The sequence below is a fragment of the Pseudomonas sp. CFSAN084952 genome (assembly GCF_009648855.1).
In the GTDB taxonomy this organism is placed as follows: Bacteria; Pseudomonadota; Gammaproteobacteria; order Pseudomonadales; family Pseudomonadaceae; genus Aquipseudomonas; species Aquipseudomonas paracarnis.
This window is the reverse complement of sequence record NZ_CP045767.1, coordinates 905,940-930,753: the sequence shown is the minus strand read 5'-3', so window position 1 is coordinate 930,753 and position 24,814 is coordinate 905,940. Positions and strand designations below refer to the sequence as shown.

Sequence of the window (24,814 nt, the reverse complement as noted above, 5' to 3'; positions counted from 1 at the left end):
GGCAAGCCAGCTTCCACATTTGCTTAGTGCAACCCCTTCAGCACTCGTTGAGCCCTTCACGAAAACGCAGCGCCATCTTTTTCAGCTCCTGGCGCCAGCCTTCCAACTCCTCACGGCTCAAAGGCTTAGGCTCATCCTGCTCCAAGGCCACGGCGACGATCAGCGGCTGGGTGACATCACCTTTGGGCACATGGGGAATACGCGGCGGTTGAAACATATCCGCATGGGCTTTGAGCAGCCGTGCCACCCAACTGTCGGGGCTTTGGGCCATTTCCACCAGTTCGGCCAACTCGGGGATCGCCATTGAATCCAGCACTTCACGATTCATGATCATTTCTGCACGCGGCGCACCGGCCTGGGGTAGGCGGTAGAACCCGGCGATCTCATGGCACAGCCCCAGCAAGGCACCGTACAGGTGGAACAACGCCGCTTCGCGCCCCGCCTGTACCAGCGCGATGGCGTTCATCTCTTTCCCTTCCTCGGCACGGCCAAGGGCCTCCAGGGATAAACCCGCGAAGTAAATTTTCTGATTGGTACGGGTATAGAGTTCGTTGGCCATGACGGCAATCTCCACAACGAATAGGCGTGATGCTGGCTGTGTAGGAGCGAGCTTGCTGTGGCGAGGGAGCTTGCTCCCGCTCGACTGCGTAGCAGTCGCCAGCTATTGGGGGCGCTTCGCACCCCAGCGCAAGCAAGCTTGCTCGCCACAACAAGCTCGCTCCTACAGTAAGCAAAAGCCGTCTATACAGACGGCTTTTGGCGTTAACAGACTAGCGGATCAAGCGCCCTGGCGCTTGTCCTCGACCTTCCACTTGCCGCCGTCGTAGAACGCTTTCCAGCCAGTAGGCTTGCCGTCCACTTCGGTCTGCACGTACTGCTCCTTGGTCTTGCGGCTGTAACGGATCACGGCTGGGCGACCATCCGGGTCCTTTTTCGGCGCTTCACACAGGAAGTGGTACTTCGGATCGATCTCGTCCTTGTGCGGCACGATCTCCATCACCAGTGGTGCACGGGTCTCGCGGTTTTTCGGGAACTGGCTCGCAGCCAGGAACAGCCCCGAAGCGCCGTCACGCAGGATGTAGGTGTCGTTGACCTTCTCGCACTTGAGCTCGGGCATTTTCACCGGATCCATCTTCGGCGGCGCCGCATCACCGCTTTTCAGCAGTTTGCGGGTGTTCTTGCAGGTTGGGTTGGTGCACCCGAAGAACTTGCCGAAACGGCCAGTCTTAAGCTGCATCTCGCTGCCGCACTTGTCGCATTCCAGGCTCGGGCCTTCATAGCCCTTGATGCGATAGGTGCCCTCTTCGATCTCGTAGCCGTTGCAATCCGGGTTGTTACCACAGATGTGCAGCTTGTGCTTCTCGTCCAGCAGGTAGGCGTCCATCGCCGTGCTGCAGATCGGGCAGCGGTGCTTGCCACGCAGCACCAGCGACTCGGACTCACCCTCGTCGTCAGCCGCGATTTCATCGCCCGGCACCAGGTTGACGGTCGCCTTGCAGCGCTCTTTGGGCGGCAGGCTGTAGCCCGAGCAACCGAGGAACACGCCGGTGGAGGCGGTACGAATCTGCATCGGTCGACCGCAGGTAGTGCACGGAATATCCGTCATCACCGGCTGGTTGGCGCGCATCCCGTTCTCGGGGTTCTCGGCCACTTCAAGCTTTTTCTTGAAGTCGCCGTAGAACTCATCCAGCACGTTTTTCCAGTCGCGTTCGCCCTGGGCCACGTCATCGAGGTTCTCTTCCATGCCGGCAGTGAAGCCGTAATCCATCAAGTTGGAGAAACTCTCCGACAGACGCTCGGTGACGATGTCACCCATCTTTTCCGAATAGAAACGACGGTTATGCAGCGCAACGTAGCCACGGTCCTGGATGGTGGAGATGATTGCCGCGTAGGTCGACGGACGACCGATACCGCGCTTCTCCATCTCTTTCACCAGGCTGGCTTCGGAATAACGCGCCGGCGGCTTGGTGAAGTGCTGGGACGGGTCGAGCTTGATCAGCTTCAGCGTGTCGCCCTGGGCCATGTCCGGCAGCACATCATCATCGCCAGGCTTGGCGATCTGCGGCATCACACGGGTGTAGCCGTCGAACTTGAGGATACGGCCCTTGGCACGCAGCTCGAAATCGCCCGCGCCCACGCTGACGGTAGTAGACAGGTATTGCGCCGGCAGCATCTGGCAAGCCAGGAACTGGCGCCAGATCAGCTCGTAGAGGCGCTCAGCGTCGCGCTCCATGCCGCTCAGCTTGGCAGGCGTGGTGTTGGCGTCGGAAGGACGAATCGCTTCGTGTGCCTCTTGTGCGCCTTCCTTGCTGCTGTAGACGTTCGGCTTCTCCGGCAGGTAGGTCTTGCCGAATTCGCTTTCAATATAGGTACGCGCCATCGCCACCGCGTCTTGCGACAGGTTGGTGGAGTCCGTACGCATATACGTGATGTAGCCAGCCTCATACAGACGCTGGGCGATCATCATGGTCTTCTTCACCCCGAAGCCCAAACGGTTGCTCGCGGCCTGTTGCAGGGTGGAGGTGATGAACGGCGCCGACGGCTTGCTGCTGGTCGGTTTGTCTTCACGCTTGACGATGCTGTAGCTGGAGGCCTTGAGCTTCTCCAGCGCGGCCATGGCCTGGGCTTCGTTCAGCGGCTTGAAGGCTTCGCCTTTTTCACGGGCCACTTCAAAGCGCACATTGGCGCCCTTGGCAGTGCCGAGGTCGGCGTGGACTTCCCAGTATTCTTCAGGGATGAACGCACGGATCTCGCGCTCACGCTCAACCACCAGCTTGACCGCTACCGATTGCACACGGCCGGCGGACAGGCCACGGGCGATCTTCGCCCACAGCAGTGGCGAGACCATGTAGCCGACGACGCGGTCGAGGAAGCGACGGGCCTGCTGGGCGTTGACACGGTCGATGTCCAGCTCGCCCGGCTTGGAGAAGGCTTCCTGGATGGCTTTCTTGGTGATTTCGTTGAACACCACGCGCTTGTAGCGGCTGTCATCACCGCCGATGGCTTCGCGCAGGTGCCAGGCAATGGCTTCCCCTTCGCGGTCCAAGTCCGTCGCGAGATAGATGGTGTCAGCATCTTTGGCGAGCCGGCGCAGCTCTTCGATGACCTTTTCCTTGCCCGGAAGGATTTCGTACTTGGCCTTCCAGCCATGGTCCGGGTCCACACCCATGCGCGAAACCAGTTGCTTGCGCGCTTTTTCTTTAGGCGTGAGTACCGGACCTTCGCCCGCGGCGGCCTTGCCGCGCTTGGCGGCAGGCTCCTTGCTGGCGCTAGCCGAACCGCTGGTGGGCAGGTCTCGGATATGGCCGATACTCGACTTCACCACGTACTCGTTGCCCAAGTACTTGTTGATGGTCTTGGCCTTAGCCGGGGATTCCACAATGACCAGCGATTTGCCCATGGATCGGAAAATTCCTGAATTCGAGAAGTGAAAGGCAGTTGGCGCCTGACGCGGCAACGCTATATATAGTGGCAACCGGATGAGGTCAAGCGCAGCATTCTGCGCGACCTGCCGTTATTGCCCTGTAAAAAGACTGGGTTCGGCCGTGACCAAAGCAAAGCGTGGGACCTGCTCGCCGTCAACTTCGACGGTCTCCAGGAACATGCTCAAAGGGCGCACCCAAAAGCCGTATTCGCCATACAGTGCTTGGTAAAACACCACTTCTTCTTCGGTTTCAGAGTGGCGCGCCACGCTGAAAACACGGTACTGCGGCCCCTTGTAATGCTGATAGAGCCCTGGTTCGACTTTCATGCTCTGGCCCTCATGCAAAATTTGTTGAAAAAAAATATTTAAAAGTTCCAAAAAACAAAAACCGGGGCACTGGGCCCCGGCTTCCGTCAACCGAACGTTTAGACGCGTTCGAAGACGGTAGAGATGCCTTGGCCGAGACCAATGCACATGGTAGCAACCCCAAGGTTGCCGCCATTTTGCTTCATCACGTTAAGCAAAGTGCCGGAGATACGCGCACCGGAGCAACCGAATGGGTGGCCCAGGGCAATCGCACCGCCGTGCAGGTTAACCTTCTCGTTCATCTTGTCGAGTACTTTCAAATCTTTCAGCACTGGCAAGGCCTGTGCGGCGAAAGCTTCGTTGAGCTCGAAGAAGTCGATATCAGAGATGGAAAGGCCTGCGCGCTTCAAGGCTTTTTGTGTGGCCGGTACTGGACCATAGCCCATGATCGCCGGATCCACACCCGCCACTGCCATCGAACGAATCACGGCCAGCGGCTGGATACCCAGGTCCTGGGCACGCTGCGCCGACATCACGATCATGCACGAAGCACCGTCGGTGATCTGCGAGGAAGTACCGGCTGTCACGGTGCCGCCCTTTGGATTGAAGGCGGGCTTGAGGGCCGCCAGGCTTTCCAGGGTAGTGTCCGGACGAATGGTTTCGTCGTAGTCGAACAGTTTCAGGAAACCATTCTCGTCGTAGCCGTTCATCGGGATGATTTCATCCTTGAACTTGCCTTCCACCGTCGCCTTGTGGGCGAGCTGGTGGGAGCGCAGGCCGAAGGCGTCCTGGGCTTCACGGGTGATGCCGTGCATTTTGCCGAGCATTTCCGCGGTCAGGCCCATCATGCCCGAGGCTTTCGCCGCGTAGAGGGACATGTGCGGGTTAGGATCGACGCCGTGCATCATGCTGACGTGGCCCATGTGCTCCACGCCGCCGACCACGAACACATCGCCGTTGCCGGTCATGATCGCTTGCGCAGCGGTGTGCAGCGCGCTCATCGACGAGCCGCACAGGCGGCTGACGGTCTGGCCGGCCGCGGTGTGCGGGATCTGGGTCATCAACGACGCCATGCGCGCGATGTTCCAGCCCTGCTCCAGGGTCTGGTTGACGCAGCCCCAGATCACGTCCTCGACTTCGTTCGGGTCGACCTTGGTGTTGCGCTCCAGCACTTTGCTGATCAGGTGCGCCGACATGTCTTCGGCGCGGGTGTTGCGGTGCATGCCGCCCTTGGAGCGGCCCATCGGCGTACGACCGAAGTCGACAATCACGACGTCTCTTGGATTCAAGCTCATAAATATTCTCGCTCTAGTCGATTGGGCGCTTAACCGAAGAAGCTCTGGCCATTCTTGGCCATTTCACGCAGCTTCGCGGTCGGGTGGTACAGCGGGCCCAAATCAGCGTATTTGTCAGCCAGGGCAACGAACTCGGTCACACCGATCGAATCGATGTAACGCAACGCGCCACCACGGAATGGAGGGAAACCAATACCGTACACCAGGCCCATATCGGCTTCGGCGGCGGTTTCAACGATGCCGTCTTCCAGGCAACGCACGGTTTCCAGGCACAGGGCGATCATCATCCAGTTGATGATGTCTTCGTCGGACACCTCACGCTGTTCGTAGATGACCGGAGCGAGCACTTCGTGCACCGACGGGTCGGCCACTTTCTTCTGCTTGCCCTTCTTGTCGGCCTCGTAGGCGTAGAAGCCCTTGCCATTCTTCTGGCCCAGGCGCTTGGCCTCGTACAGCGCGTCGATCGCCGAGCGGCGGTCGTCTTTCATGCGGTCCGGGAAGCCTTCAGCCATGACGTCGCGACCGTGGTGGCCGGTGTCGATGCCGACCACGTCCATCAGATACGCCGGGCCCATGGGCCAGCCGAACTTCTCCATGACCTTGTCGATGCGCACGAAGTCCACACCGGCGCTGACCAGCTTGGCGAAACCGCCAAAGTACGGGAACAGCACGCGGTTGACCAAGAAGCCCGGGCAATCGTTGACGACGATCGGGTTCTTGCCCATTTTCTTGGCATAGGCAACGGTGGTAGCAACGGCCAGCTCGCTGGACTTCTCGCCACGGATCACTTCTACCAGCGGCATCATGTGCACCGGGTTGAAGAAGTGCATGCCGACGAAGTTTTCCGGACGCTTGAGGGCCTTGGCCAACAGCGAGATGGAAATGGTCGAGGTGTTGGAAGCCAGGATGGTGTCATCTTTGACCTGGGCTTCCACTTCAGCCAGTACCGCCTGCTTGACCTTCGGGTTTTCGACAACCGCTTCGACCACCAGGTCGACGTGGCCGAAATCACCGTAGGACAGCGTAGGACGAATGCCGTTGAGCACTTCAGCCATTTTTGCAGCGGTCATACGACCTTTATCAACGCGGCCCACCAGCAGCTTGGCGGCTTCGGCCAGGCCCTGTTCGATACCGTGCTCGTTGATGTCTTTCATCAGGATCGGCGTGCCTTTGGACGCCGACTGATAGGCGATACCGCCGCCCATGATACCGGCGCCGAGTACGGCGGCCTGTTTCACGTCCTTGGCGATTTCGTCGTAGGCCTTGGCCTTTTTCTTCAGTTCCTGATCGTTCAGGAACAGGCCGATCAGGCTCTGGGCCGCCGAGGTTTTCGCCAGTTTGACGAAGCCTGCCGCTTCCACTTCCAGGGCTTTGTCGCGACCAAAGTTCGCGGCCTTCTGGATGGTCTTGATCGCTTCAACCGGCGCCGGGTAGTTCGGGCCGGCCTGGCCTGCCACGAAACCTTTGGCGGTTTCGAACGACATCATCTGTTCGATGGCGTTGAGCTTGAGTTTTTCCAGCTTCGGCTGACGCTTGGCCTTGTAGTCAAATTCGCCGCTGATGGCGCCTTTGATCAGGTTCAGCGCGGCTTCGGCCAGTTTGTCCGGGGCCACCACAGCGTCGACGGCACCGACTTTCAGTGCGTCTTCAGCCTTGTTTTCCTTACCGGCGGCGATCCATTCGATCGCGTTGTCGGCACCGATCAGGCGCGGCAGGCGCACGGTACCGCCAAAGCCTGGGTAGATACCCAGCTTGACTTCCGGCAGGCCGATCTTGGCCGTCGCGGACATGACACGGAAGTCTGCCGCCAGGCACATTTCCAGGCCGCCGCCCAACGCGATGCCGTTGATGGCAGCAACAGTCGGCACGTTGAGGTCTTCGAAATCGCTGAAGATCTTGTTGGCTTCGAGGTTGCCAGCCACCAGCTCGGCATCGGGCAGCTTGAAGTTGTCGACGAATTCGGTGATGTCAGCGCCGACGATAAACACGTCCTTGCCGCTGGAGACGATCACGCCCTTGACCGAAGCATCTGCTTTGATGGTGTCTACGGCCTGACGCAGTTCGTTCAGGGTTAGACGGTTGAACTTGTTGACGGACTCACCCTTGAGGTCGAATTTGAGTTCGACGATGCCACTTTCAAGAGCCTTAACCGTGATGGCTTTACCTTCGTAAATCATCAACTGATCTCCACGATATGGAAGCTGAACAGTACACACTGGACGCTGGTCTCTGGTTTGACATTGACAGTTGAATCAATGCTCACGCCAATCCGCCAGGCACACCCGCCAGTGCGATAGTCGGGTTTTGTATGAGTCGTCTGACAGGCAAACGCTCAATTCATACGCCCGTTTGATTTGGGTACGCCACCTTCATCCAATTCCGAGCAATTGTCAATCGCTCCAAAGGCTAGGAAAAGCGCGACTTTCCAGTCATTTCAGAACCCGGCCCACAGGCTCGCCACCCGTCAATATTCAAATATTCACAGGATCAATAATGGAAAGGATGTGGGAAAAGGCTGTACAGAAAGCAATACACGACTAGGCTAGCGGCAATGTGCAGATTTACCGGCCTGCCTGGCCACCTCCAGCCCGATGATGATGTCGGGCTTTTTATTGCCTGGCTTTCCTGTAGGAGCGAGCTGGCTCGCTCCTACAGAGCTTGGGTCAGGCCAGGGCCTTGAGCAGCGTATCAATATCTTTCAGCACGCTTGCGTCGCCCTTTTCGCCCCAATACAGAGCAATCATCTGTTTGTCGGCCTCGACCTTGTAGACGTTCGCCGGCAGCGTTGCAAAATGCGGCAACAACTTCTCATCCACACAGGGTTCACGCCACTGATTGACCCATAGCCCCGGCTCCAGCTGCCAGTAGCTCCAGGTTGCGGGCGCGCTGCCGCGTCGTGGCCGGCAATACTGCGCACAGGGGCTCGGCGGCTCCTGCTTGAGCCAGTGCGGCCATTCCTGAGGCGCCAACTGCATGGCCAGGCCGATGCGGCGTGCCTCCATGCGCAGGGCCATACGCCCACTCTGCTGGCGCGAAGGTCGCAGCCATACCAGGGGGCTCAAAACCACCGCAAGGATTGACACCACTATCCAGACCGTCATATGTGTACTCCCGAATTTCTAGATGAGCGGATTTGATCTGCGGCAACCCCATCCGCTTGAAAGCAGCCATACTGAACTTATTGCAGTCCTCTGGAGGAACGCCTCATGCCCTACGAACATATTCTGGTCGCTGTCGACCTGACCGAAGAGTGCGATCCAGTGATCAAGCGCGCACAGGAATCCGCGATTGCCAATGGCGCCAAACTGTCGTTGGTACACATCGTCGAGCCCATGGCCATGGCCTTTGGTGGTGACGTGCCGATGGACCTTTCCCAGCTGCAGCAACAACAATTTGACCAGGCCAAGGAGCGCCTTGACCGTTTGATTCTCAAATACCCGCACCTGAAAAAGGAAGACTGCCACCTGACATACGGCCAACCGCGCCAGGAAATTCACCACCTGGCCAAGGAAAAGGCTTGCGACTTGATCGTGGTGGGTAGCCATGGTCGTCACGGTTTGGCGTTGTTGCTGGGCTCGACCGCCAATGATGTATTGCACGGCGCGCCGTGCGATGTATTGGCCGTCAAACTGATAAAGAGTCCGTAAGACCGATAAAGGTCTAATGTGGGAGCTGGCTTGCCTGCGATAGCGGTGTATCAGCCACCCGATGCATCAACTGGCAGACTGCTATCGCAGGCAAGCCAGCTCCCACAGTTGAATCGCATTTCATATTAAAAAGCCCGGCGCTCATAGAAGAGCGCCGGGCTTTTTTATTGCGGCTCGATCACTCAGGCATCCAGCTCGGCCCAACGCTCAACCAACGCTTCCAGCTCCTGGTTCAACGTCTCCAGGGAGGCGATAACCTTGGCGGTTTCTGCCGCAGGGCGCAGGTAGAAGCCGGCGTCAGCCATTTCCGCTTCGACCGCAGCGATCTGCTGTTCCTTGGCGTCGATATCGCCTGGCAAGGCTTCCAACTCGCGCTGCAACTTATAGCTCAGCTTCTTCTTGGCCGGCGCAGCGTCAGCAGCCGGTGCAGGCGCCTCGGCAGCGGCGGGAGCCACCACCGCCGTGTTCAGGTCCGCCTTGCCCGACTTGCTCTCGGTCACGCCCAGCAGGCGCGGCGAGCCGCCCTGACGCAGCCAGTCCTGATAACCGCCCACGTATTCGCGCACCTTGCCTTCGCCTTCGAAAACCAGGGTGCTGGTGACCACGTTGTCGAGGAATTCCCGGTCGTGGCTGACCATCAGCACGGTGCCGTTGAAGGTCAGCAAGACCTCTTCCAGCAGTTCCAGGGTTTCCACGTCGAGGTCGTTGGTCGGCTCGTCGAGCACCAGCAGGTTGGCCGGCTTGCTGAACAGCTTGGCCAGCAGCAGGCGCGCACGCTCCCCCCCCGACAGCGCCTTGACCGGCGTGCGCGCACGTTGCGGGCTGAACAGGAAGTCGCCCAGGTAGCTGAGTACGTGGCGGCTCTGGCCGTCGATGTCGATAAAGTCGCGACCTTCGGCGACGTTGTCGATCACGGTCTTTTCCAGGTCCAACTGGTGGCGCAACTGGTCAAAGTAGGCCACGTCGATGCGAGTGCCCTCTTCCACCTTGCCGCTGGTCGGTTGCAGACCGCTGAGCATCAGCTTGAGCAAGGTGGTCTTGCCGGTACCGTTGGCGCCCAACAGGCCAATACGGTCGCCGCGCTGCAGGACCATGGAGAAGTCCTTGATCAGGAACGGGCCGTCCGGGTGATGGAAGCTGACGTTCTCCAGCACCATCACTTGCTTGCCCGACTTGTCGGCAGTATCGAGCTGGATATTGGCCTTGCCGGTACGCTCGCGGCGCTCACTGCGCTCCACGCGCAAGGCTTTCAAGGCACGCACACGGCCTTCGTTACGGGTGCGACGGGCCTTGATGCCCTGGCGGATCCAGACTTCTTCCTGGGCCAGCTTCTTGTCGAACAGCGCGTTGGCGGTTTCTTCGGCCGCCAGGGCGGCTTCCTTATGCACCAGGAAGCTGGCGTAGTCGCCGTTCCAGTCGATCAGGCCGCCACGGTCCAGCTCGAGGATGCGCGTAGCCAGGCTCTGCAGGAAAGCACGGTCGTGCGTGATAAACAGCACGGCGCCCTGGAAGTCCTTGATGGCTTCTTCAAGCCAGGCGATGGCGCCGATGTCCAGGTGGTTGGTCGGTTCGTCGAGCAGCAGCAGGTCCGGCTCGGACACCAGGGCCTGGGCCAGCAGCACACGGCGACGCCAGCCGCCGGACAATTCGGCGAGGGTCTTGTCTGCCGGCAGTTGCAGGCGGCTCAGGGTGCTGTCCACCAGTTGCTGCAAGCGCCAGCCGTCACGGGCTTCGAGGTCTTGCTGGACGTGCATCAGTTTGTCCAGGTCTTCTTCGGTGACGCAGTTCTGTGCCAGGTGATGGTATTGCGCGAGCAACTCGCCAACACCGTCCAGGCCTTCGGCTACCACGTCGAACACTGTCCGTCCGTCGGCCACCGGCAATTCTTGCGGCAATTCGCCGATCTTGAGGCCCGGGGCACGCCAGACAGAGCCGTCATCGGGCTTCTGGTCGCCTTTTACCAGCTTCATCATGCTGGACTTGCCGGTGCCGTTGCGGCCGATGATGCACACCCGCTCACCACGGGCGATCTGCCAGGACACCTTGTCCAACAACGGCATGGCGCCGAAAGCAAGGGACACATCGCTGAATTTGAGCAGGGTCATACGCTTCTCCAAAAACTGGGCGCGCATTCTACCTGATGTGAGGGTGGGATGCGGTCGGCATTTTCTCTATTGACACGTTCTGTAGGACATTTCCGGCGAACTTGAACGAACCAGCCGGCAAAGCTTTCGCGGGCCGCTGGCAAAAGGCTAAGCTAGGGGCAATCAGTGTCGGCAGTGCCGGTGCTAGTCGTGATTTCTCTGCACGGACGTCTCATGCGCAGTCGCCTTTTCAACTTTTTATCTTGTCTGCTTCTTTCCGCCACTGCCGTTCAATCCGCCCAGGCGGTGGACCTCACCACTCAACGCCAGTATTACGATCAAGCCAAACGTGCCTTGGCCAAGGGCGACAGCGGCCCCTACATGCAATACAGCCAGGCCCTGGCCGATTACCCGCTCACGCCCTACCTGGCCTACGACGAACTGACCGCGCGCCTGAAAACCGCAAGTAACGAGGAAATCGAACAATTCCTCGCCAAACACGGCGACTTGCCCCAGGCCAACTGGATGAAACTGCGTTGGCTGCGCTGGCTGGCCGAACGCGGCGATTGGCAGACTTTTGAAAAGTACTACGACACCAAGCTCAATTTCGTCGAACTGGACTGTCTGCATGGCCAGTACCAGCTCAGCCACAACCTGAAGGCCGAAGGCTACAAGACTGCCGAAAAGCTGTGGATGACCGGCAAATCCCAGCCAGCCGCCTGTGACGCCACGTTTGGCCAATGGGCCGCTGCCGGCCAGCTCACCGAGCAGAAGATCTGGGAGCGCACCAAGCTCGCCGCCGAAGCGCGTAACTACGCGCTGGCCAACAGCCTGGTGAAAACCCTACCCACCCTCGGCGCCCAAGGCCGCTTGATGGTGGATGTTGCGCAAAAGCCCGACATGCTCAGCGACCCGTCACGCTTCCAGCCGGCCACCGAGGCCATGTCTGACGCCGTGGGCCTGGGCCTGCGTCGCCTGGCGCGGCAGGATCCGGACAAAGCCATGTCGCTGCTCGACGGTTACGCCAGCAGCATGCACTTCTCCCGTGACGAAAAAGTCTCGATTGCCCGCGAGATCGGCTTGACCCTGGCCAAGCGCTTCGACCCGCGCGCACTGGAGGTCATGACCAAGTACGACCCCGAGTTACGCGACAATACGGTTTCCGAGTGGCGTCTGCGCCTGCTGTTGCGCCTGGCGCGCTGGGAAGACGCCTACCAGTTGACCCGCAAACTCCCACAGGACCTGGCCACCACCAACCGTTGGCGCTACTGGCAGGCACGCAGCCTGGAGCTGGCCGAGCCGAAAAACCCGCAGGCTTTGGTGCTGTACAAAAACGTGGCCAAGGAGCGGGACTTCTACGGTTTCCTCGCTGCTGACCGCTCCAAAGCCCCTTACCAGTTGAACAACAAGCCGCTGGTGATGAGCCAGGCGCTGGTCAACAAGGTGCGCAATACCCCGGGGGTGCGGCGTGCCCTGGAATTCTACGCCCGTGGCCAGATCGTCGACGGTCGCCGCGAGTGGTACCACGTCAGCCGTCATTTCAACCGTGACGAGATGGTCGCCCAGGCCAAACTGGCCTACGACATGAAGTGGTACTTTCCGGCCATCCGCACCATCAGCCAGGCGCAGTACTGGGACGATCTGGACATCCGCTTCCCGATGGCCCACCGCGACACCCTGGTGCGCGAAGCCAAGGTACGTGGCCTGCACTCCAGCTGGATCTTTGCCATCACCCGTCAGGAAAGCGCGTTCATGGACGATGCCCGCTCCGGCGTCGGCGCCAGCGGCCTGATGCAACTGATGCCGGGCACCGCCAAGGAAACTGCACGCAAGTTCAGCATCCCCCTGGCCTCCCCGGCCCAGGTGCTGGACCCGGATAAAAACATCCAGCTCGGCGCTGCTTACCTGAGCCAGGTTCACAGCCAGTTCAACGGCAACCGCGTGCTCGCCTCCGCTGCCTACAACGCCGGCCCCGGCCGCGTGCGCCAATGGCTGCGCGGCGCAGACCACCTGAGTTTCGACGTGTGGGTGGAAAGCATCCCCTTCGACGAAACCCGCCAGTATGTGCAGAACGTGCTGTCTTATTCGGTGATCTACGGGCAGAAGCTCAACTCACCGCAGCCGTTGGTGGATTGGCATGAGCGGTACTTCGACGACCAATAAGGCTCTGAACCTGCTTCTAATGTGGGAGGGGGCTTGCCCCCGATTGCAGGCTGTCAGTCACACGTCTATTGCTGATCCGCCGCTATCGGGGGCAAGCCCCCTCCCACAGGGTCCGCACTGAACTGCAACGCCGCCAACCGCGCATACAGCGGATTGCTCGCAATCAACTGCTGATGCGTGCCCACCGCCACCAGCTTGCCCTGGTCCATCACCGCAATGCGGTCGGCATTCTTCACCGTGGCCAAACGGTGGGCGATCACCAGCGTGGTGCGCCCCTGCATCAGCTGCGGCAGCGCTTGCTGGATAAGGTGTTCACTCTGGGCGTCGAGGGCGCTGGTGGCTTCGTCCAGCAGCAGGATCGGCGCGTCGACCAGCAAGGCGCGAGCGATGGCCAGGCGTTGGCGCTGGCCGCCGGAGAGGCCCTGGCCACTTTCGCCGAGGTGGGTTTGGTAGCCGTCGGGCATTTGCAGGATGAAGTCGTGGGCGTGGGCAATACGCGCGGCGGCTTCCACCTGGGCGGTGGTGGCGGACGGGTTGCCGTAGCGGATGTTGTCCTCGACGCTGCCGAAGAACAACGCCGGGCTCTGGGACACCAGGGCGAAATGGCGCCGCAGGTCCAGGGGGTCTAGCTCGGTCAGCGGCTGGCCTTCGAGCAGGATTCGGCCTTGCTGGGGGTCGTAGAAGCGCAGCAGCAGATCGAAAATCGTCGACTTGCCCGCACCGGACGGCCCTACCAAGGCCAGGGTTTCGCCCGGGTTGATGGTCAGGTTCAAGCCGTCGATGGCATAGCTGTCCGGTCGCGAAGGATAGGAAAAGCGTAGGTCCTGCAGTTCCATGCGGCCACTGACCCGTTCCGGCAAACGTACGCCGCCAGTGGCCGGCGCCTGGATCTCGTTGCCTGACTGCAACAGCTCACCGATACGCTCGGCTGCCCCGGCGGCACGCTGCAACTCGCCAAGCACTTCGCTCAGGGTGCCGACGGCGCTGCCGACAATCAGGCTGTAGAACACGAACGCCGCCAGCTCACCGCCGGAAATGCGCCCGCTGATCACGTCCATGCCGCCCACCCACAGCATCACGCCTACCGCGCCGAGCACCAGCATGATCACCAAGGTGATCAGCCAGGAGCGCTGCAAGATGCGTTTACGTGCCGTGACAAAGGCGTCCTCGACGGTGGCGGCAAAGCGTTGTTCGTCCTGAACCTGATGGTTATAGGCCTGCACGGTCTTGATCTGGCCCAACGTCTCGGCGACATAGCTGCCGACGTCCGCGATACGGTCCTGGCTCAAACGCGACAGGCTGCGCACCCGGCGCCCGAAGATCAGAATCGGCGCCAGCACCAGAGGCAACGCCACCACCACGATGCTGGTGAGCTTGGGGTTAGTAATAAACAGCAACACGATGCCGCCGATCACCATCAGGGCGTTGCGCAGAAACAGCGACAGTGATGAGCCGATCACCGATTGCAGTAAGGTGGTGTCGGTGGTCAGCCGCGACTGGATTTCCGAGCTGCGGTTGTTCTCGTAGAAGCCGGGGTGCAGGTAGATCAGGTGGTTGAACACCTGCCGGCGAATATCGGCTACCACCCGCTCGCCAATCCACGACACCAGGTAAAACCGCGTGAAGGTGCCCACGGCCAGGCCGAGCACCAGCAGCATGAACAGGCCGATTGACTGGTTGAGCAGGTGTGGCGACTGGGTCATGAAGCCCTGGTCCACCAACAGGCGTATGCCCTGCCCCATGGACAAGGTGATGCCAGCGGTGACGATCAGCGCCAGCAGTGCGCCAAGCGCCTGCCAACGGTAGGGCGCAATAAAGCGGCTGGCCAGGCGAATCGCACGGCGTTGACGGATGGAGAACATGGAAGGCATCACCCAATGAGGAGTCTGTACCTCAACATTGGGGGAACTTGCGCAAATAACAATGAGTCAGGTTAATTATGCCCGCCGATGCAGGCCGCTAGAGGCTATCGGTCTAAGCCTGATCTGGAAATATGTACCGGTTTCTGGTGGACTGGGTGTTCAAACCGATGAGCGTGTAAGGAGTTGTAACAGCGCGTTCATGCGGGGGAATTAAAGTAGGTACACAACCTGATGAGGAGACAGGCCATGACCTTGCAAAATAGCAGCGACGCCAAGATTGAAGTGATCCGCCAGCCGCAGCAGCTGCCTTGCTCGTACATCGATGCCAAGGGCCGGGAAGTGCAGATTACCGAAGAAATGATCCAGCAAGCCTGCAGCGAGCTGGAACAGCGACTGGTCAAGCCTGCCCAGCAAGGCTGAAGCGCCCACGCTCTTTCAAACCCGGCCCAAGTGGCCGGGTTTTTTATGCCCGCTGTAGAAGCGAGCTTGCTCGCGAAGGCCTCAAGAGCACCGCGATAACCGTTACAGCTGTTCGGCACCCAGAGCAGTCACGATCTGTGACAGCACCGCCGACTCCCCGTTGATGCGCACCTTCAAGCCATCGATCTCGCGACGCTCCGGATAGTGCTTGCGCAGCAGGTCGAAAGCTTGGCGCTGTTCCTGCACAGTGCCCACCAGGCTGCGACGGAAATCCGCGTCGTCACGGCGTGGGTCGTACACACTGCGGCACAAGGTCGCCAGCGCCCAGGCCGGGTCAGTCTCAGGATGCAGGTGCATCTCGGCCAGCCAGGGGGCCGGCAGCAAATCACTTAAGTGAATACTCGGTTCCTGGCCCAGGTGCGCGCACAGCGCCTGGTAAATCTGCGCGGTGCCGCGCTGCTTGCCATCGAGGCTGTAGCCGGCAATATGCGGCGTGGCCAGCACGCACAGGTCAGCCAGGTCGACGTCCACCTCGGGCTCGCCTTCCCACACGTCCAGCACCGCTTGCAGGTCTTCGCGCGCCAGCAACACCTCGCGCAGCGCGGCGTTATCCACCACCGCACCCCGGCTGGCGTTGATCAGCCAGGTGCCCGGCTTGAGCTGTGCCAGGCGCTGGCGATCAAACAGGTGCCAGGTCGAACCGTTGCCGGACTTGATCAGCGGCGTATGCAAGCTGATCACGTCACATTGCTCGATGACCTGCTGCAGACTGACGTAATCACCGTCTTCGGTAATCTGGCGCGGCGGATCGCACACCAACACATTCCAGCCCAGGCCCTTGAGCACCTTGACCAAGCGCCCGCCGACTTCGCCGGCACCGACGATGCCATAGGTACGCTGTTTGAGGTCAGCGCCTTCGATTTCAGCCAGGGTCTGCAAGCTGCCAAGCACGTAGTCCACCACCCCACGCGCATTGCAGCCGGGCGCGCTGGACCACTGGATACCCGCTTGCTTGAAGTAGTCGAGGTCCAGGTGGTCGGTGCCGATGGTGCAGGTGCCAACAAAGCGCACGTTACTGCCCTCAAGCAGGGCACGGTTGACGTTGGTCACCGAGCGCACCAGTAGCACGTCGGCCTGCCCGACCGTAGCGCGGTCGATGGAACGGCCAGGCACGCGGCGAATCTCGCCAAACCCTTCGAAGAATGCATCGAGCAGCGGGATATTTTCGTCGGCAACAATCAGCATGGCAGGCTCCTTTGGCGGATTGGCAGTGTACAGAAGATCCTGTGTAGGAGCTGGCTTGCCTGCGATTGCATCGACCCGGTTTGCCTGATGTACCGAGGTGCCTGCATCGCAGGCAAGCCAGCTCCCACAGGGTTCAGCGCTGGCCTGGGCGCATTGCTTACAAATCCCTAACACAGGTTTTTTCCTGACCGCTGCGTCAACGCGTAGAATCCGCCGTCCTTGCGACTGCCTTTTTTATTGGACACCTGTACGTGAACACTGCCACCGCTACCCTCTCCCGCCCCGCCCGCATCAGCCGGGAAGTGCGCGGCCTGCTGACGCTGGCCTTGCCGATCATGATTGGCCAACTGGCAACCACCGCAATGAGCTTCGTCGATGCGGTGATGGCCGGGCGCGTGAGCCCGCAGGACCTGGCGGCGGTGGGCCTGGGTAATTCGATCTGGATCCCGGTGTACCTGTTGATGACCGGTACTCTGCTGGCCACCACGCCGAAAGTCGCCCAGCGCTACGGTGCGGGCCAGTTCAGCGAGATCGGGCCCTTGGTGCGTCAGTCATTGTGGCTGGCCGTGGTGGTTGGCATCGCAGGGGCGCTGTTGTTGCTATGCGCCGAGCCGATCCTGCATGCGATGAAGGTCGAACCCGACTTGATCGAGCCGTCCATGGGCTACCTGCACGGCATCGCCGCCGGTATGCCGGCGGTGGCGTTGTACTACGTGTTTCGCTGTTTCAGTGACGGCCTGGGCCGCACACGGCCGAGCATGGTCATGGGCTTGTGCGGGTTGGCGCTGAATATTCCGCTGAACTACATCTTCATCTACGGCCACCTGGGCGTACCGGCCATGGGCGGCGTGGGTTGTGGCTGGGCTACCGCGATTGCAATGTGGGTGATGATGATCGGCCTGGCCATCTGGACGCGCTGGGGCGCGGCCTATCAAAGCAGCGAATTGTTCAAGCGCTTCGACTGGCCGCAGTGGGCGGTGATCAAGCGCGTGTTGGGCATTGGCCTGCCGATAGGCGTGGCGATCTTTGCCGAATCGAGTATTTTTGCGGTGATCGCCTTGTTGATCGGCAGCCTGGGCGCCACGGTGGTCTCCGGCCACCAGATCGCGCTGAACGTCAGCTCCCTGGTGTTCATGATCCCTTATTCCTTGAGCATGGCCGTCACCGTGCGCGTCGGCCAGGCGCTGGGGCGCGGCGAACCTCGGGAAGCACGCTTCGCCGCCGGCGTCGGCATGGGCACCGCACTGGCGTATGCCTGCTTTTCCTGCAGCTTGATGCTGTTGTTTCGCGAGCAGATTGCAGCGATCTATACGCCCGACCCGGTGGTGATCCACCTGGCGTCGATGCTGATCGTGTTCTCGGCGCTGTTCCAGTTCTCTGACTCGATCCAGGTCACCGCCGCCGGCGCATTGCGCGGCTACCAGGACACCCGGGTGACCATGGTGCTGACCTTGTTCGCCTATTGGGGCGTGGGCCTGCCGGTGGGTTACGCCCTGGGCCTGACCAACTGGCTCGGCGAACCCAGCGGCCCGAGCGGTTTATGGCAAGGCCTGATCGTGGGCTTGAGCTGTGCGGCGGGGATGTTGGTGGTGCGCCTGGCGCGCAGTGCACGCCGACGCATTCGGGCCGAAAAGGCGCAGGCTTAATCGGCTTTCTTGCGGATCCAGTACAGGTAGGTGCCAGCATCTTCCTGCTGATCCACCAGTTCATGGTCGAGAAACACGCAGAACTTGGGGATATCGCGACGGGTCGACGGGTCGGTCGCGATCACCTTGAGCAGGCCGCCCGCCGGCAGGTCGCGGATGTGCTGGTGCAGCATCATCACGGGTTCCGGGCAGTTGAGGCCGGTGGCGTCGAGGGTGCCATCAACCGGCAGTTCAAGACTCATACTTCACTCCTAAAACTGGCACCGCTCAACAATGTGGGAGCGGGCTTGCCCGCGATGACGGGGGCACATTCAACATAAATTTCGACTGTTATACCGCTTTCGCAGGCAAGCCAGTTCCCACATTTAATATCAGCGGCCTTTGGATTTCTTTACGTCTACCAGGCGGCGCAGGTGACAGGTCACTTCTTCGCGATCGTGGTAGAGCTGCTTGCAGCCGATCTCCACACGAATGCCACGCGCCTTGAAGCCCTCTTCGATGCGCTCCAGCAAACGCTTCACTTCGGCGTAACGCTGTTTCATCGGCAACTTCAGGTTCACCACCGCCTCGCGGCAATGCCCTTCGCCAATCCACGTTTCCAGGAGTGCCGCGTTGCGAGCGGGCTTCTCAACGATGTCGCAGACCATCCAGTCTACCGGCTGCTTGGGCACGAAGGTGAAGCCGTCGGCCATCAGATGCTGCACCAGGCCGGTGTCCATCAGGCTTTCGGCCATGGGGCCGTTGTCGATGGCAGTCACCAGCATGCCACGGTTGACCAGTTGCCAGGTCCAGCCGCCCGGTGCGGCGCCGAGGTCGACGCCGGTCATGTCGCCGTGCAGGCGCTCGTCCCACTGGTCACGGGGGATAAAGTGGTGCCAGGCTTCCTCCAGCTTGAGGGTCGAACGGCTGGGCGCGTCACGCGGGAACTTGAGGCGCGGGATGCCCATGGGCCACATCGCCGAGTTATTCGACTCGGCCAGGCCCATGAACACTTCACGGCCACTCTTGAAGGTCAGCAGCAGGCGAGGCTTGCTCGGGTCGTCCACCAGCTTGCCGGCGTTAAGCAGAGCTTTGCGCAGGTGCACTTCGAACTTCTTGCAGAAGTTTGAGAGTTCCTTGCCGTCGTTGGTGTCGACCATCTCCAGCCACAGGCTGCCGCACACGGGGAATTCGCGCAGGTGGGCGAGGATCACGCTGATGCGGTCGGTTTCCGGCAGGTCGATAAACACCCCGCGCGCCCACTGCCGGGGGAAGATCAGCTCGGCAAAGCGTTGGCCGTGCATCAGGCGCTGGGCGCCGTCTTCTTCGGTGCAGACAAATTCGGCGCAGGCGCTGCCGGTCTTGGCCTTGGCGTAGCCGGACACGTTCAGGCGCGCGGCGTGCTCCGCGATCTCGGAACAGACTTCGCCTTCAAAACCCGGGCGGCAGTGCATAAAAAGGGTGTTCATTGAATCTCCTGGTGAATCAACTGGCCTTGCGCTATCGCAATACCTGTCATGAAAACGCGCGCATAATAGCCGAGTTCGGAACCTTGGACTCAGCGATAGAGTCCAGTTATTAGCCTGCTAATGAAAACAGCGCTAACGTGATAGCTCTGTTCGTCCCGTCAGGTCCGTAGCCGTGCGGACCATAAGGAGTCATGTAATGTCATCCCTTGATAGCCTGAGAACCCTTAAGACACTGCAAATAGACAGTAAAACCTACCACTACTTCAGCCTGCCCGAAGCCGCCAAGAGCCTGGGTGACCTGGACAAGCTGCCGATGTCCCTCAAGGTGCTGCTGGAAAACCTGCTGCGCTGGGAAGACGCCAAGACCGTCACCGGCACCGACCTCAAGGCCATCGCCGCCTGGCTCAAAGAGCGCCAGTCTGACCGCGAGATCCAGTACCGCCCCGCTCGCGTGCTGATGCAGGACTTTACCGGGGTACCCGCGGTGGTCGACCTGGCCGCCATGCGCGCCGCCGTGGCCAAGGCCGGGGGCGACCCGCAGCGCATCAACCCGCTGTCACCGGTGGACCTGGTGATTGACCACTCGGTGATGGTCGACAAGTTCGGCAGCACCAGCGCCTTTGAGCAGAACGTTGATATCGAAATGCAGCGCAACGGCGAACGCTACGCCTTCCTGCGCTGGGGCCAGAGCGCCTTTGACAACTTCAGCGTCGTGCCACCTGGCACCGGTATCTGCCACCAGGTCAACCTCGAATACCTGGGCCGCACCGTATGGACCAAAGAAGAAGACGGCCGCACCTACGCCTTCCCCGACACCCTGGTAGGCACCGACTCCCACACCACCATGATCAACGGCCTCGGCGTACTCGGCTGGGGCGTGGGCGGCATCGAAGCCGAAGCGGCGATGCTCGGCCAGCCGGTGTCGATGCTGATCCCGGAAGTCATCGGCTTCAAGCTCACCGGCAAGCTCAAGGAAGGCATCACCGCCACCGACCTGGTGCTGACCGTGACGCAAATGCTGCGCAAAAAAGGCGTGGTGGGCAAGTTCGTCGAGTTCTACGGCGACGGGCTGGCCGATTTGCCCCTGGCCGACCGCGCGACCATCGCCAACATGGCACCGGAATATGGCGCGACCTGTGGCTTTTTCCCGGTGGATGAGGTGACCCTGGACTACCTGCGCCTGTCCGGCCGCCCGGCTGAGACGGTCAAGCTGGTGGAAGCCTATACCAAGGCCCAGGGCCTGTGGCGCAACGCAGGCCAGGAGCCGGTCTTCACCGACACCCTGGCCCTGGACATGGGCACTGTCGAGGCCAGCCTTGCCGGGCCTAAACGCCCCCAGGACCGCGTCGCCCTGCCGAATGTAGGCCAAGCGTTCAGTGATTTTCTCGACCTGCAATTCAAGCCCACCAGCAAAGAAGAAGGCCGCCTCGAAAGCGAGGGCGGAGGCGGCGTTGCCGTGGGCAATGCCGATCTGGTCGGCGAGGCGGATTATGAATACGAAGGCAACACCTATCGCCTGAAAAACGGCGCGGTGGTGATCGCCGCGATTACCTCCTGCACCAACACCTCCAACCCCAGCGTGATGATGGCGGCCGGGCTGGTGGCGAAAAAAGCCGTGGAAAAAGGCCTGACCCGCAAGCCCTGGGTGAAAAGCTCCCTGGCGCCAGGCTCCAAAGTGGTCACCGACTACTACAAGGCTGCGGGCCTCACCCAGTACCTGGACAAGCTTGGCTTCGACCTGGTGGGCTACGGCTGCACCACCTGTATCGGCAACTCCGGGCCCCTGCCCGAGCCGATCGAAAAAGCCATTCAGAAGGCCGACCTCACCGTGGCCTCAGTGCTGTCCGGTAACCGTAACTTCGAAGGCCGCGTGCACCCGCTGGTGAAAACCAACTGGCTGGCTTCGCCGCCCCTGGTCGTCGCCTACGCGTTGGCCGGCACCGTGCGCATCGACATCAGCAGCGAACCGCTGGGCAATGACCAGCAGGGTAATCCGGTGTACCTCAAGGACATCTGGCCCAGCAGCCAGGAAATCGCCGAAGCGGTGGCCCAAGTCAGCACCAGCATGTTCCACAAGGAATATGCCGAAGTGTTTGCCGGCGACGAGCAATGGCAAGCCATTGAAGTACCGCAGGCAGCCACCTACGTGTGGCAGCAAGATTCCACTTACATCCAGCACCCGCCGTTCTTCGACGACATTGCCGGCCCGCTGCCGGTGATCGAGGACGTCAAGGGCGCCAACGTACTGGCCCTGCTGGGGGATTCGGTAACCACCGACCACATCTCCCCTGCCGGCAATATCAAGGCCGACAGCCCGGCCGGGCGCTACCTGCGCGAACAGGGCGTGGAGCCGCGTGACTTCAACTCCTACGGCTCACGCCGGGGCAACCATGAAGTGATGATGCGCGGCACCTTCGCCAATATCCGTATCCGCAATGAAATGCTCGGCGGCGAAGAAGGCGGTAACACGCTGTATATCCCCACGGGCGAGAAAATGGCGATCTACGATGCCGCCATGAAGTACCAGGCCTCGGGCACACCGCTGGTGGTGATCGCCGGCCAGGAATACGGTACCGGCTCCAGCCGCGATTGGGCGGCCAAGGGCACTAACCTGCTAGGGGTCAAGGCGGTGATCGCCGAGAGTTTCGAGCGTATCCACCGCTCCAACCTGGTAGGCATGGGCGTGTTGCCGTTGCAGTTCAAGCTGGATCAGAACCGCAAGACACTCAAGCTCACCGGCAAGGAGAAGATCGATATCCTCGGACTGACCGACGCCGAGATCGAGCCGCGGATGAACCTGACGTTGGTGATCACGCGGGAGGATGGCAGCAGCGAGAAGGTTGAGGTGCTGTGCCGGATTGATACCTTGAATGAAGTGGAGTATTTCAAGGCGGGCGGAATTCTGCACTACGTGCTGCGCCAGTTGATCGCCTCTTAAGAGCAACGCAGATCAAAGGTGGGAGCTGGCTTGCCTGCGAAAGCGGTGGGTCAGCCAACCTTTTTATAGCTGATACTCCGCCATCGCAGGCAAGCCAGCTCCCACAGTTTTGATCACATTCCAGGCATGAAAAAGGCGCTGTATCTTTCGATACAGCGCCTTTTTATGGTGTGCGGTTTAGCCGAACAGCCACTTCCAGAGCAGTACCAACACCACCACCGCCAGCACCGGCCGCGCAATGCGGTAGGCCTTGGGATGCTTGCGCTTCCACTGTTTGACCTGGCCACTGAACTTGTCGCTGAAGGTCTTGCTCCAGGCGTACGCCTGGTTGATGCCGCCCACGCGCTCGTCATCGAGGTTCTGCGGCGCGGTTGCGCGGCCCAGTTGCTTGCTGACCCAGCGGTTGATACGGGTCATCACGCGGTTGCTCAATGGCCGCTCAATGTCGCAGAACAGGATCACACGGGTCTGTTCGGTTTCGTTTTTCACCCAGTGCACGTAGGTTTCATCGAACATCACGTCTTCACCGTCGCGCCAGGCGTAGACCTGGCCGTCGACGAAGATACGGCAGTCGTCGGAGTTCGGCGTAGACAGCCCCAGGTGATAACGCAGGGAACCGGCAAACGGGTCGCGGTGCGGGTTGAGGTGACTGCCGCCCGGCAACAGCGCAAACATCGCGCCCTTGACGTTAGGGATGCTGCTCACCAGGGCCACAGTCTTGGGGCACAGTGCCTCGGCCGAAGGCAGCGGTTTGTCGTACCACTTGAGGTAGAAACGCTTCCAACCCTTCTTGAAGAACGAACCGAAGCCGGCGTCGTTGTTCTTTTCGGCGGCGCGGATGTAGCCCTCGTCGAACAGGTGCATGGCCTCTTCGCGGATCACTTCCCAGTTGTCCTTGAGCACATCCAGTTCCGGGAACTTGCTGCGGTCCAGGTAGGGCTTGGACGGCACCGCGGAAAACAGGTACATCAGGGCGTTATACGGGGCGAACAGCGCCGAATGGTTGACGAACTGACGCAACATCGGCAAACGGGCCTTGCCACGCAGGTGCACATACAGCGTGCTGCCAATGAACAGCAGCAACACCGACAGTTTGGCGGCCAAAGAAAAGGTCATGCAGCAACTCCTGGAAATAAGCGCCTGGCCAGCAAATTTCCGTCAATGGGAAACCAGACGTAACAGCCGGCCATGATAAACACTTGAGCCATTATGCAGAAGGCCCAGACCGACCGGGTGACATACATCAACCTTGTGGCGAGGGAGCTTGCTCCCGCTGGAGTGCGAAGCGCTCCCAGAATAATGGGACCGCTTCGCAGCCCAGCGGGAGCAAGCTCCCTCGCCACAGGGTTGCTCTTAAGATCAGGCCTGGTTTTCCTGCTCGGTAAACAAATCGCTGAACAACATGCTCGACAGGTAGCGCTCACCGGAGTCCGGCAAGATCACCACGATAGTCTTGCCCTGCATTTCCGGCTTCTCGGCCAGGCGCACGGCCACCGCCATGGCGGCGCCACAGGAGATCCCGCACAGAATGCCCTCTTCCAGCATCAAGCGCCGGGCCATGGCCTTGGACTCCTCGTCGGTCGCCAGCTCCACGCGGTCGACCATCGACAGGTCGAGGTTTTTCGGCACAAAACCGGCGCCGATCCCCTGGATCTTGTGCGGGCTGGGCTTGATCTCTTCACCCGCCAAGGCCTGGGTGATCACCGGCGAAACCATGGGTTCCACAGCCACCGACAGGATCGGCTTGCCCGCGGTGTTCTTGATATAGCGCGATACCCCGGTGATGGTGCCGCCGGTTCCCACGCCCGCCACCAGCACGTCCACGGCGCCATCGGTGTCGTTCCAGATTTCCGGGCCGGTGGTTTTCTCGTGGATCGCAGGGTTTGCCGGGTTATCGAACTGGGCCGGCATAAAGTAGGTGGCCGGGTCGCTGGCGACGATCTCGGCGGCCTTATCGATGGCGCCCTTCATGCCCTTGGCCGGCTCGGTCAGCACCAGTTCGGCGCCCAGAGCCTTGAGCACTTTACGGCGTTCAAGGCTCATCGACGACGGCATGGTCAGCAGCAACTTGTAGCCACGGGCAGCGGCGACAAATGCCAGGCCGATACCGGTGTTGCCCGAAGTCGGCTCGACTATGGTCATGCCCGGCTTGAGTTTGCCGCTGCTTTCCGCATCCCAGACCATGCTGGCGCCAATGCGGCACTTCACCGAATAGCCGGGGTTACGCCCTTCGATCTTGGCCAGGATCGTCACGCCCCGCGGTGCGATGCGGTTGATCTGAACCAGAGGCGTGTTGCCGATGGAGTGCGCGTTGTCTGCGAAGATGCGGCTCATGG

18 protein-coding genes are annotated in these 24,814 nt (G+C 60.7%); 5 read left to right on the top strand and 13 right to left on the bottom strand.

Going from position 1 to position 24,814, the window contains the following annotated elements; genetic code table 11:
* Positions 1-37: 37 nt before the first annotated feature.
* From GH769_RS04325 to GH769_RS04300, 6 genes are all read right to left on the bottom strand, one after another.
* Positions 38-559, bottom strand: a complete 522-nt coding sequence (locus GH769_RS04325) for a DUF6586 family protein (RefSeq protein ID WP_003189653.1) — start codon at positions 557-559, stop codon at positions 38-40.
* 219 nt (positions 560-778) lie between these two features.
* Entirely contained in the window at positions 779-3,400 is a 2,622-nt protein-coding gene (gene topA, locus GH769_RS04320; RefSeq protein ID WP_153649484.1) for a type I DNA topoisomerase, read from the bottom strand.
* Positions 3,401-3,514: 114 nt separating this feature from the next.
* Complete coding sequence (locus GH769_RS04315) at positions 3,515-3,751, bottom strand: DUF1653 domain-containing protein (RefSeq protein WP_003189651.1); 237 nt, start codon at positions 3,749-3,751, stop codon at positions 3,515-3,517.
* Positions 3,752-3,849: 98 nt separating this feature from the next.
* Positions 3,850-5,025: an acetyl-CoA C-acyltransferase FadA gene (gene fadA, locus GH769_RS04310; RefSeq protein ID WP_003189650.1), complete on the bottom strand. Its 1,176-nt coding sequence runs from the start codon at positions 5,023-5,025 to the stop codon at positions 3,850-3,852.
* A 29-nt stretch (positions 5,026-5,054) separates the two neighbouring features.
* Positions 5,055-7,202, bottom strand: a complete 2,148-nt coding sequence (gene fadB / locus GH769_RS04305; protein WP_032903152.1) for a fatty acid oxidation complex subunit alpha FadB — start codon at positions 7,200-7,202, stop codon at positions 5,055-5,057.
* A gap of 486 nt (positions 7,203-7,688) precedes the next feature.
* On the bottom strand, positions 7,689-8,126 hold the full coding sequence (locus tag GH769_RS04300; RefSeq protein WP_019818247.1) for a hypothetical protein: 438 nt from the start codon (positions 8,124-8,126) through the stop codon (positions 7,689-7,691).
* Positions 8,127-8,231: 105 nt separating this feature from the next.
* Between GH769_RS04300 and GH769_RS04295 the strand changes: the two genes are divergently transcribed.
* Positions 8,232-8,672: a universal stress protein gene (locus GH769_RS04295; RefSeq protein ID WP_014717508.1), complete on the top strand. Its 441-nt coding sequence runs from the start codon at positions 8,232-8,234 to the stop codon at positions 8,670-8,672.
* Between the two features lie 182 nt (positions 8,673-8,854).
* On the opposite strand, the gene GH769_RS04290 is transcribed toward GH769_RS04295, so the two are convergent.
* Entirely contained in the window at positions 8,855-10,777 is a 1,923-nt protein-coding gene (locus tag GH769_RS04290) for an ATP-binding cassette domain-containing protein (RefSeq protein ID WP_020302894.1), read from the bottom strand.
* 213 nt (positions 10,778-10,990) lie between these two features.
* On the opposite strand from GH769_RS04290, the gene GH769_RS04285 reads away from it, so the two are divergent.
* Entirely contained in the window at positions 10,991-12,919 is a 1,929-nt protein-coding gene (locus GH769_RS04285; protein WP_014717506.1) for a transglycosylase SLT domain-containing protein, read from the top strand.
* Positions 12,920-12,984: 65 nt separating this feature from the next.
* Here GH769_RS04285 and GH769_RS04280 read toward each other — a convergent pair whose 3' ends face one another.
* Positions 12,985-14,790 (bottom strand): ABC transporter ATP-binding protein/permease, encoded by a 1,806-nt coding sequence (locus tag GH769_RS04280; protein WP_162236636.1) that lies wholly within the window; start codon positions 14,788-14,790, stop codon positions 12,985-12,987.
* 237 nt (positions 14,791-15,027) lie between these two features.
* Between GH769_RS04280 and GH769_RS28790 the strand changes: the two genes are divergently transcribed.
* Complete coding sequence (locus tag GH769_RS28790) at positions 15,028-15,201, top strand: PA1571 family protein (RefSeq protein ID WP_014717504.1); 174 nt, start codon at positions 15,028-15,030, stop codon at positions 15,199-15,201.
* Between the two features lie 102 nt (positions 15,202-15,303).
* Here GH769_RS28790 and pdxB read toward each other — a convergent pair whose 3' ends face one another.
* Positions 15,304-16,446 carry a 4-phosphoerythronate dehydrogenase PdxB gene (gene pdxB / locus GH769_RS04275; RefSeq protein WP_014717503.1) on the bottom strand — a complete coding sequence of 381 codons (1,143 nt, stop codon included), beginning with the start codon at positions 16,444-16,446 and terminating at the stop codon, positions 15,304-15,306.
* Positions 16,447-16,697: 251 nt separating this feature from the next.
* Between pdxB and GH769_RS04270 the strand changes: the two genes are divergently transcribed.
* Complete coding sequence (locus GH769_RS04270) at positions 16,698-18,092, top strand: MATE family efflux transporter (protein ID WP_014717502.1); 1,395 nt, start codon at positions 16,698-16,700, stop codon at positions 18,090-18,092.
* Here the strand turns inward: GH769_RS04270 and tusA are convergent.
* Together tusA and rlmM are read right to left on the bottom strand one after the other, a co-directional pair.
* Complete coding sequence (gene tusA / locus GH769_RS04265) at positions 18,089-18,334, bottom strand: sulfurtransferase TusA (protein WP_014717501.1); 246 nt, start codon at positions 18,332-18,334, stop codon at positions 18,089-18,091. The two genes, GH769_RS04270 and tusA, sit on opposite strands and share 4 nt — an antisense overlap.
* Positions 18,335-18,463: 129 nt before the next feature.
* Positions 18,464-19,540: a 23S rRNA (cytidine(2498)-2'-O)-methyltransferase RlmM gene (gene rlmM / locus GH769_RS04260; RefSeq protein ID WP_014717500.1), complete on the bottom strand. Its 1,077-nt coding sequence runs from the start codon at positions 19,538-19,540 to the stop codon at positions 18,464-18,466.
* Between the two features lie 196 nt (positions 19,541-19,736).
* Between rlmM and acnA the strand changes: the two genes are divergently transcribed.
* Entirely contained in the window at positions 19,737-22,478 is a 2,742-nt protein-coding gene (gene acnA, locus GH769_RS04255) for an aconitate hydratase AcnA (protein ID WP_032903155.1), read from the top strand.
* A gap of 177 nt (positions 22,479-22,655) precedes the next feature.
* Here acnA and GH769_RS04250 read toward each other — a convergent pair whose 3' ends face one another.
* Together GH769_RS04250 and cysK are read right to left on the bottom strand one after the other, a co-directional pair.
* Entirely contained in the window at positions 22,656-23,594 is a 939-nt protein-coding gene (locus GH769_RS04250) for an aspartyl/asparaginyl beta-hydroxylase domain-containing protein (protein ID WP_005786126.1), read from the bottom strand.
* 243 nt (positions 23,595-23,837) lie between these two features.
* Positions 23,838-24,812, bottom strand: a complete 975-nt coding sequence (gene cysK, locus GH769_RS04245) for a cysteine synthase A (RefSeq protein ID WP_014717498.1) — start codon at positions 24,810-24,812, stop codon at positions 23,838-23,840.
* Positions 24,813-24,814: the final 2 nt, after the last annotated feature.